The sequence below is a fragment of the Paraburkholderia sp. genome (assembly GCF_034668105.1).
Taxonomy (GTDB): domain Bacteria; phylum Pseudomonadota; class Gammaproteobacteria; order Burkholderiales; family Burkholderiaceae; genus Paraburkholderia.
The window spans coordinates 1-8113 of record NZ_JAXDPY010000263.1 but is presented as its reverse complement, the minus strand read 5'-3'; the positions used below and the strand labels follow the sequence as shown (position 1 = coordinate 8113).

The window sequence follows — 8113 nt, the reverse complement described above, 5'->3', positions numbered from 1 at the left end:
GTCATCGAAAGCGCGGTATATGCGGACATGCTGGCCGAACTGGGCGCTTGCGGTGGCGTGATGCTCGACGCCGCGCAGAAGGCGCAATTGCAGGCGGCCCTATGGTCGAACGGCAAGCTCTCGGCGCACTGCACCGCGCGCTCGGCGGCGTCGATTGCACGGGCGGCAGGACTCAACGACATTGCCGCGCGCGGACCCGCCTTTCTGATGGTGGAGGAAAGCGGCTTCGGCGCTGACTACCCGTTCTCGGGCGAAAAGCTCGCACCGGTGCTGACGGTTTATCGCGCGGACAGCTTCACAGCCGCCGCCGATATCGTGCGCGGCATCTACGCCTACATGGGCGCCGGGCACTCGGTCGGCCTGCATTCCTCCGACCCCGAGGCGGCGGTGCAGCTCGGTTCAACGCTGCCGGTGGCGCGCGTGATCGTGAATCAGGCGCATTGCCTCGCGACCGGCGGCAACTTCGATAACGGCTTGCCCTTTTCGCTGTCGATGGGATGTGGAACCTGGGGCCGCAACAATTTCTCGAGCAATCTCAACTTTCACCATTACCTGAACATCACGCGCGTGGCTTATCCGATCGAGGAGCGCGTCCCCGAACTGGATGACGTACTCGGGGATTTCTTCGCGAGGTATGGCAAATGAAAATGCCTCACTCCATCCGCGCGCTGATCGACGCGCGCGCCGCGCAGTATCCCGACAAGCCGTTCCTGCTGACAGCATCTGACAGCGCGGATGACGGCGACGCTGCCGCACAGGCCGGCGTGTTGACCTTTGCGGCGCTGCGTGACGACTGCCGCGCGCTCGAGACGGTCTTTCACGAAGCAGGTTTGCAAGCCGGCGATGTCGTTTCGGTTTTCATGGGCAACGGCATTCATACGGCGAGGCTGCTGCTCGCGGCGATGTACAGCGGGCTCGTCGCCAATCCGCTCAATCTGTTGTGCCAGCCGTCGCAGCTGCGCTACATCGTCGAGCATTCGGACACGCGCATGGTGTTTGTTTCCGGCGATACGCATGCGGCGATGGCGAGCGCGATCGCGGAGCTGCGTGAGCAAGGCATCACGCGCCCCATTGCGCTGATTCGCACCGAGCCCGATGCTGCCGTCGCGCGTCTGCCGGCTTGCGTCGAAACCGCGTTGGTGGAGACGGCAGGGGACGTTGCCACGCATCGGGTGTCTGTGAATGACACGCTCCAGTCGCCTTCTTTACCCGCTTGGGATTCCAAGGTGTCGTCGAGCGCGGAGCCCGACGCAAGCGATGTGGCGCTGCTGATGTATACGTCCGGCACCACCGGCGCCCCGAAGGGCGTCCTGCTGGATCATCGAAACCTGCTGGCCAATGCGCGCAACATCTCGCACGAGCACCGCCTCGGCAGCGGCGACCGTGTCTTTGCCGCCTTGCCGCTTTACCACATCAATGGTCTCGTCGTGACGCTGCTTGCGCCGCTCTTTCATGGCGGATCGGTGGTCATGACACCGCGGTTTGCCGCCCGCACCTACTGGCGCGATGTCGCGCGCCACGGTTGCACATGGATCAACGTGGTGCCGACGATCGTCGCCTATCTGCTCAACAACGACGAACCGTGCTCGTTCGACCTGTCGGCGCTGAGGTTCTGCCGCAGTGCGTCGGCGGCGCTGCCTGCCGATCACCATCGCGCGTTCGAGGCGCGCTTCGGGGTCGGCATCATCGAAACGATGGGCATGACCGAAACCGCCGCGCCGGTGTTCAGCAATCCATACGATCCGGAGCGACGAAGAATCGGCAGCATTGGCTTGCCCTCAGGCGGTGAAGCGAAGGTGATCGACCGTGACGGCCGTGAATGCGCGGCCGACGAGTGCGGCGAACTGGTGCTGCGCGGCGAGCAGGTCATGCGCGGCTATTACAAGCGCGCGGAGGAAACCCATGCGGCCTTCACCGCCGATGGCTGGCTGCGCACCGGCGACCTCGGCTATCGCGACAGCGACGGTTATTTCTACATCAATGGCCGCGCGAAGGAATTGATCATCAAGGGCGGCGAAAACATTGCGCCGCGCGAGATCGATGAAGCGTTGCTCAAACACCCCGGAGTACTGGATGCCGCGGTGGTGGGTGTGCCGGATAGCGCCTACGGGCAGGAGATTGTCGCCTTCATCGTGCCACGGACTGGAGAGGGGCAAGGCGCGCTCGACATCGCGGATCTGCGTGCGTACTGCCTGCGCGAACTGGGCCGCTACAAGACGCCGAAGGAATTCCGCTTCGTCACGGAATTGCCTCGCGGACCTTCGGGGAAGGTGCAGCGCCTCAAGCTCGTGCCCACTTGACGGCATGCCCGTCGGCGTGCGCGGATCGCGTGGCAGGCGCAGGAGGAAGGCGCGCCGCGCTCGTAATTGCGCCGCAGTACTGACGTACGGACTGAACGACCACAGACGCCATCGGCGTCACATAAAAGACACGGAGACAGCATGAAAACGCACAAGCGGCGTGTGAAGACGCGCCATATCATCCTGGCGGTCATGTGCCTGATGTATTTCATCTCGTACATCGATCGAGTGAATATCGCTGTGGCGGGTCCGATCATCCGGCATGAAATGGGGCTGACAACTGTTCAGCTCGGCCTCGTGTTCTCGGCCTTTGCTTATCCATATGCATTCATGCAGGTCCTCGGCGGCTGGCTGTCGGACAAGTACGGGCCGAAGCTGGTGTTGACGGTGTTGTCGCTGATCTGGGGCGCGGCGACGCTCGCCACCGGTTTCGCGGGCAGCGTGGCCATGCTCGTCCTGCTGCGGTTCGCGTTGGGCATCGGCGAGGGCGGCGCCTTCCCGACCGCGACGCGTGCCTTTACTTACTGGATGCCGGTGGCCGAGCGCGGTTTCGCGCAAGGCATCACCCACAGCTTCGCCCGGCTCGGCGGGGCGGTCACACCACCGCTTGTGCTGGCGGTGGTGGTGGCGGGCGGCTGGCGCGACGCGTTCATTCTGCTTGGCGTGGCGAGTCTTGCGTGGACGGCGCTGTACCTCTGCGTGTTTACGAACTCGCCGGAGCAGAACCGCCGCGTGACGCCCGAGGAAACCGCTGAGATCGGCTATCGCGCCGGCGACTGCGAACGCGCCAAGCGTGCGGCCACGCCGTGGCGCAAACTGGTCCGGCGGATGTGGCTCGTTACGTTCGTCGACTTCTGTTATGGCTGGCTGCTGTGGGTCTATCTGACCTGGCTGCCTTCTTATCTGAAGGAGGCGCGCGGCTTCGATCTCAAGCAACTGGCGCTGTTCACGGCGCTGCCGCTGCTCGCGGGCGTGATCGGCGATACCCTCGGCGGCGTCGTCTCGGACCGGCTCTACAAGCGCACCGGCCGGCTGCGTTTTGCGCGCTGCGCGGTGCTGGTGGTGGGCATGGGCGGCTCGCTCGTATTCCTGCTGCCGATGGTGTCCGCAACCAATCCGCTGATGGCGGTGGTGTTCCTGTCGGCGTCGTTCTTCTTTCTCGAGATCACCAATCCTGTGTTGTGGACCTTGCCGCTCGACATCGGCGGGCGTTATGCGGGCACGGCGGGCGGCATGATGAATACGGGCTTCGGCGTGGCCGGCATGATCTCGCCGGTGGTGTTCGGCTATCTGATCGAAACCACGGGCAGCTACAACGTGCCGTTCACGATTTCCGCCGGTCTGCTGGCGGTGGGGATCGTCGGCGCGCTGTTCATCGATCCGAACCGCACGGTCGAAGCCGACGAGGAGCGCGAACGGCTCGAAGGCCGGCAACTGGACGACGGCATCCCCGCGTTTCTCCAGGCGGGTGCCGCGGTGCGGCTGGAGCGGCACCACCTGCGCCGTCCGCTGCGCTGGCGGAGATAGGTGGCGGTTGCTGGGTGAATTGAGCGCGGGCACCGCTGATGGAGTCGATAATTCCGTCCGGGTGAATTGCGTCTGCGCCGTCACTCCTCTCACCGAGGCAGCCGCGCGCCCATACGTCCTCAACAGCTGCACTGCCTATAACGGGTTATATGGCACGCGTAGCGCTACCTCACCAGTTTGTCTTGCTGCTGAGATGCCAGACGTTCGCTGGCGGCGCATTCAACCACACTGTTTTGATGCGGTGCCAACACAAGCCTATAGGGGCGACGAACGGGACACGCGGTTGATACGTGAACTGCACAAGACGTCGAGCCCGGTCGGCGTAAAGGAGCTGGGCGAAGGCCGCAACAGTCGGTTCGACGACACCCGACGAAAGCGAACGGAACGGCAGTCCGGAGACAATGATCGTCTTCGCCGGCAAGTCTTGCAGGACCGCAACGTTCTTATGAAACGCACCGCCGACCACTTGCGCGTGAGGAAACCGCTCTCTCAGTTCGGTGGCCAATTGATCTCCGAGCTCGAATACGATCAGCCGCGCTGATGGGTGCCGGCGCACGAGAGATTCCGTCACGACGCCGGTGCCGGCGCCCACCTCGACGATTGCCTCGAACGACTCGACACCGTCCGCCATGGCGTCGGCAAGACCGCGCGATGAAGGCGCCACTGCACCTACAGTTGCAGGGGCTTTTAACCACTGTTTGAAGAAACTCAGGCTCATGCGGGGAAACACGACGCTGGTCGGTCTATGGATCTATCCGTGTCGTGAAGTAATTGCGGAGACCGCATCGAGGATATCTGGCAGTAGTTAACACGAAACGGTCAAGGACATGACAAATTTGCCATGCGGCATTCCGGCGATCCCGGACGCCTGATCGAAACACAGCCTGACGGCAGCACGCGCGACCAGCGCGGCAATGCTGGGGCCGGGCGTGCCGGCGGCGACGGTCAGCGCCAGCGCGAAGACGAGCAAAGCAGATAGCGACATAACGATCTCCACGAAATGCGGTGTGCGCGCGACGGATGGTTTACGGAGCGCGCAGGCTTCGGTTCAGTGCGTACGCAACCCCCTTTCAGTGAGCCCGCCACCTCCGGCTGGCGAAGCGCCACACGGCGCTCACCAGCAGCGATCCGACACCGAGCGCGACACCCAGCAGCACAATCGAACTCATATGATCGCGCACCAGCGGCACGTTGCCGAACAGATAGCCGGCCGCCACCAGCGACACGATCCACAGCGCCGCCCCGGCCGTGACGAACGACACGAAACGCGCGAACGTCATGCGCGAAACGCCGGCGACGAACGGCGCGAAAGTGCGCACGACGGCAATGAACGGCGACAGCAGAAAGGTCAGGCCGCCGCGTGCTTCGTAAAACGCATGTGCTTTACGCAGCGCCTGCTTGTCGAGCCAGCGATAGTTGGCCGTGTAGACTTTTTCGCCGATCGCGCGGCCGATTGCATAGTCGACGATGCTGCCCGCCACGGTCGCGGCGAACAGCACCGGGATCACGAGCCAGACGTTCAGCGCGCCGGTCCCGGCAAGACCGCCGCAGATGAAGATCAGTGGATCGCCAGGCAAAAAGAATAGCGGCAGAAAGCCGATTTCCACGAACACGACGAGAAACAGCATCGCGTAGACGGCGGTGCCGTATTGCACGATCAGGCCGCTCAGGTGCTGGTCGAAGTGCAGGGCGACCTGCAGCACATGCATGAGATCCATCTTGGTTCGAAAGGGATTGCGATGTTCGGGAGTTTAGTCCCGTGGTGGCGCGGGCACTTGTTTATTTCGTCGCGTTGATGTCAACATCGCGGTGTGTCTTCCAAAATTCGCGCTTGAATAGAACGCGACGAAACGCCTATGCAACATGCTTCCAGATTCACGTTCCGCGTTGCCGCGCCGCACGATGCTATCGCTATCCGTGCAATCGAATTCGAGGCCGGCCAGCGCTTTGTCAGCGTCGGCATGACCGGTATCGCCGACGCGCCTCCGATGGAGCTGGAACTCGTCAAGCGCAAGATCGACGCGCGGGAGATTGTCGTCGCCGTGGATGCCGATGGGGCCTGCGTGGGGTTCGTGATGTTCGAGCCGCAGCCCGCGCGTTTTTATGTGCAGGAGCTCGATGTACTCACGTCGCATGCCGGGCAACGTATCGGCGCGGCACTGATCGAGCAGGTGGCGCAACGCGCGCGTGCGCAACAGGTCATGCAACTTGTCTTGTCGACGTTTCGCGAGGTGCCGTGGAACGCGCCGTACTATCGGCGGCTCGGCTTTCACGATATCGACGAGGCCGATCTCGATGCCGCGCTGATTGCCCGGCGCCATGCGCATATCGCGCGAGGGCTCGACGAATCCAGGCGCGTGTTCATGCGGCGTGATCTGGCATGAGGGCAGACGCGAGACGTGATCGCCTCGATCGCTCGTAGCGCGGGCAGTGCGCGCCCTACGTAACGGCCAACGCATGAAAAAACGCGGCGAACGTGACGGACATCGTTCCGGTCCCACCCGCCGCGTACTACGATTCACCAGCCGCTTTAACGCAGCGGCTTAAACCCGAGAAGCTGACTTCACCTGCTTATTCCACCGTTTCCAGCGTGGGATAGTCCACGTAACCCACTTCGCCGCGTGCATAGTACGTGGCCGGATTCGGCTTGTTCAACGGCGCATTCGTCTCGAAGCGGCGCACCAGATCCGGATTCGCGATGAACAGCTGACCCCACGCCACCGCGTCCGCTTCACCCGCGTCCAGTACTTGCTGCGCGGTTTCCCTGGTGAATTTTTCGTTCGCGATGTACGGGCCGCCGAATGCTTTCTTCAGTTGCGGGCCGAGGCGGTCGTCGCCGAGCGCTTCGCGAGCGGCGATGAACGCGATCTTGCGCTTGCCGAGTTCGCGCGCCACATAACCAAACGTACCCGCCGGATCCGAATCGCCCATGGCGTGCGCGTCGCGGCGCGGTGCGAGGTGAACGCCGACACGGTTCGCGCCCCAGACGTCGATACATGCGTCGGTGATTTCGAGCAGCAGGCGGGCGCGGTTTTCGATCGGGCCGCCGTAAGCGTCGGTACGCGTGTTGGTGCTGTCCTGCAGGAACTGGTCGAGCAGATAACCGTTCGCGCCGTGCACTTCCACGCCGTCAAAACCTGCTGCCTTTGCGTTTTCGGCGCCTTTGCGGAATGCGTCGACCACACCGGCGATTTCATCGAGTTCCAGTGCACGCGGTGTCACGTACGGGCGCTCCGGACGCACCAGGCTCACGTGGCCTTGTGCCGCGATGGCGCTCGGCGCGACCGGCAGTTCGCCGTTCAGGAACAGCGGGTCCGAAATACGGCCGACGTGCCACAGTTGCAGGAAGATCTTGCCGCCGGCTGCGTGCACGGCGTTCGTGACGAGCTTCCAGCCTTCAACCTGTTCTTGCGACCAGATGCCCGGCGTGTCGGCGTAACCGACGCCTTGCGGCGTGACCGAAGTGGCTTCGCTGATGATCAGGCCCGCGGTGGCGCGTTCGGCGTAGTACTTGGCCATCAGCGCGTTCGGCACGCGGATTTCCTCGGCGCGTTGACGCGTGAGCGGCGCCATGATGATGCGGTTCGACAACGTGATGTCGCCAATCTGGAGCGGATCAAAAAGAGTCGGCATATGAGTTCACCTCAGGTAGCGGGCGCGTGGCCCGAGCCTTTAAAAAACTGCGCAATAAAATAAACGAAATAAGCGAAAGAACGCGGCGATGCGGATGACGCGCTCAGAGCCCGGTATTCATGTGCTCGAGAAAGGCCTGAATGACGGCCTCGTTGCGTTTGAAAAACACCCATTGACCGACCCGCTTCGACGTGACGAGCCCGGCGCGCTGCAAGGCGGCGAGGTGCGCCGACACGGTGGACTGCGACAGGCCGCAGCGCGCGTCGATCTTGCCGGCACACACGCCGTGATCGAGCGGCAGATCCTGGTCGGAGAAATGCGCGTACGGCTCGCGCAACCAGCCGAGAATCTCCCTGCGCACAGGGTTGGCAAGCGCTTTGTGAATCGCGTCGATATCGAGCGTCATGTGGATCGGTTTTCGGGGCTTCAACTCAAAACAACAGGCACGCTTGCCACCGGGTAACGGCCGGGCAGGGCACCCACCTGCATCGCTACAAGACGAATCATATATCGTAATTTAACGATATGTGTGATGGCACTACTGACGGTGGGGTCGGCAGGTGTCGACGCCCAAAAAGCCTGTCCTTTCTGTTGGCGCGGTACCGACAAGATATTTCAGTTTGCTTTCGGATTGTCGAGGGCGTGTTGTGGGC

At 62.9% G+C, this 8113-nt stretch carries 8 protein-coding genes and 1 pseudogene; 4 read left to right on the top strand and 5 right to left on the bottom strand.

What is annotated here, in order from left to right:
- The 3 genes and pseudogenes from QOC89_RS12325 to QOC89_RS12315 form a co-directional block, all read left to right on the top strand.
- Positions 1–645: pseudogene (locus tag QOC89_RS12325) on the top strand (sulfoacetaldehyde dehydrogenase); the annotation flags it as partial.
- A 2-nt stretch (positions 646–647) separates the two neighbouring features.
- Entirely contained in the window at positions 648–2300 is a 1653-nt protein-coding gene (locus tag QOC89_RS12320) for an AMP-binding protein (protein ID WP_416340392.1), read from the top strand.
- 141 nt (positions 2301–2441) lie between these two features.
- Positions 2442–3827 (top strand): MFS transporter, encoded by a 1386-nt coding sequence (locus QOC89_RS12315; protein ID WP_323045264.1) that lies wholly within the window; start codon positions 2442–2444, stop codon positions 3825–3827.
- A gap of 169 nt (positions 3828–3996) precedes the next feature.
- Here the strand turns inward: QOC89_RS12315 and QOC89_RS12310 are convergent, their stop codons facing one another.
- The 3 genes from QOC89_RS12310 to QOC89_RS12300 all read right to left on the bottom strand — a co-directional run bounded on the left by QOC89_RS12310 (position 3997) and on the right by QOC89_RS12300 (position 5545).
- Positions 3997–4491, bottom strand: a complete 495-nt coding sequence (locus QOC89_RS12310; protein WP_323045263.1) for a hypothetical protein — start codon at positions 4489–4491, stop codon at positions 3997–3999.
- Between the two features lie 141 nt (positions 4492–4632).
- Positions 4633–4812 carry a hypothetical protein gene (locus tag QOC89_RS12305; RefSeq protein WP_323045262.1) on the bottom strand — a complete coding sequence of 60 codons (180 nt, stop codon included), beginning with the start codon at positions 4810–4812 and terminating at the stop codon, positions 4633–4635.
- Between the two features lie 85 nt (positions 4813–4897).
- On the bottom strand, positions 4898–5545 hold the full coding sequence (locus QOC89_RS12300; protein WP_323045261.1) for a VTT domain-containing protein: 648 nt from the start codon (positions 5543–5545) through the stop codon (positions 4898–4900).
- Positions 5546–5683: 138 nt separating this feature from the next.
- Here QOC89_RS12300 and QOC89_RS12295 point away from each other — a divergent pair, with 138 nt between their 5' ends.
- Positions 5684–6211 carry a GNAT family N-acetyltransferase gene (locus tag QOC89_RS12295; protein WP_323045260.1) on the top strand — a complete coding sequence of 176 codons (528 nt, stop codon included), beginning with the start codon at positions 5684–5686 and terminating at the stop codon, positions 6209–6211.
- Between the two features lie 187 nt (positions 6212–6398).
- Here QOC89_RS12295 and QOC89_RS12290 read toward each other — a convergent pair whose 3' ends face one another.
- Positions 6399–7460, bottom strand: coding sequence for an alkene reductase (locus QOC89_RS12290; protein WP_323045259.1), 1062 nt, complete (start codon positions 7458–7460; stop codon positions 6399–6401).
- A gap of 103 nt (positions 7461–7563) precedes the next feature.
- Complete coding sequence (locus tag QOC89_RS12285) at positions 7564–7866, bottom strand: ArsR/SmtB family transcription factor (RefSeq protein ID WP_179737977.1); 303 nt, start codon at positions 7864–7866, stop codon at positions 7564–7566.
- Positions 7867–8113: the final 247 nt, after the last annotated feature.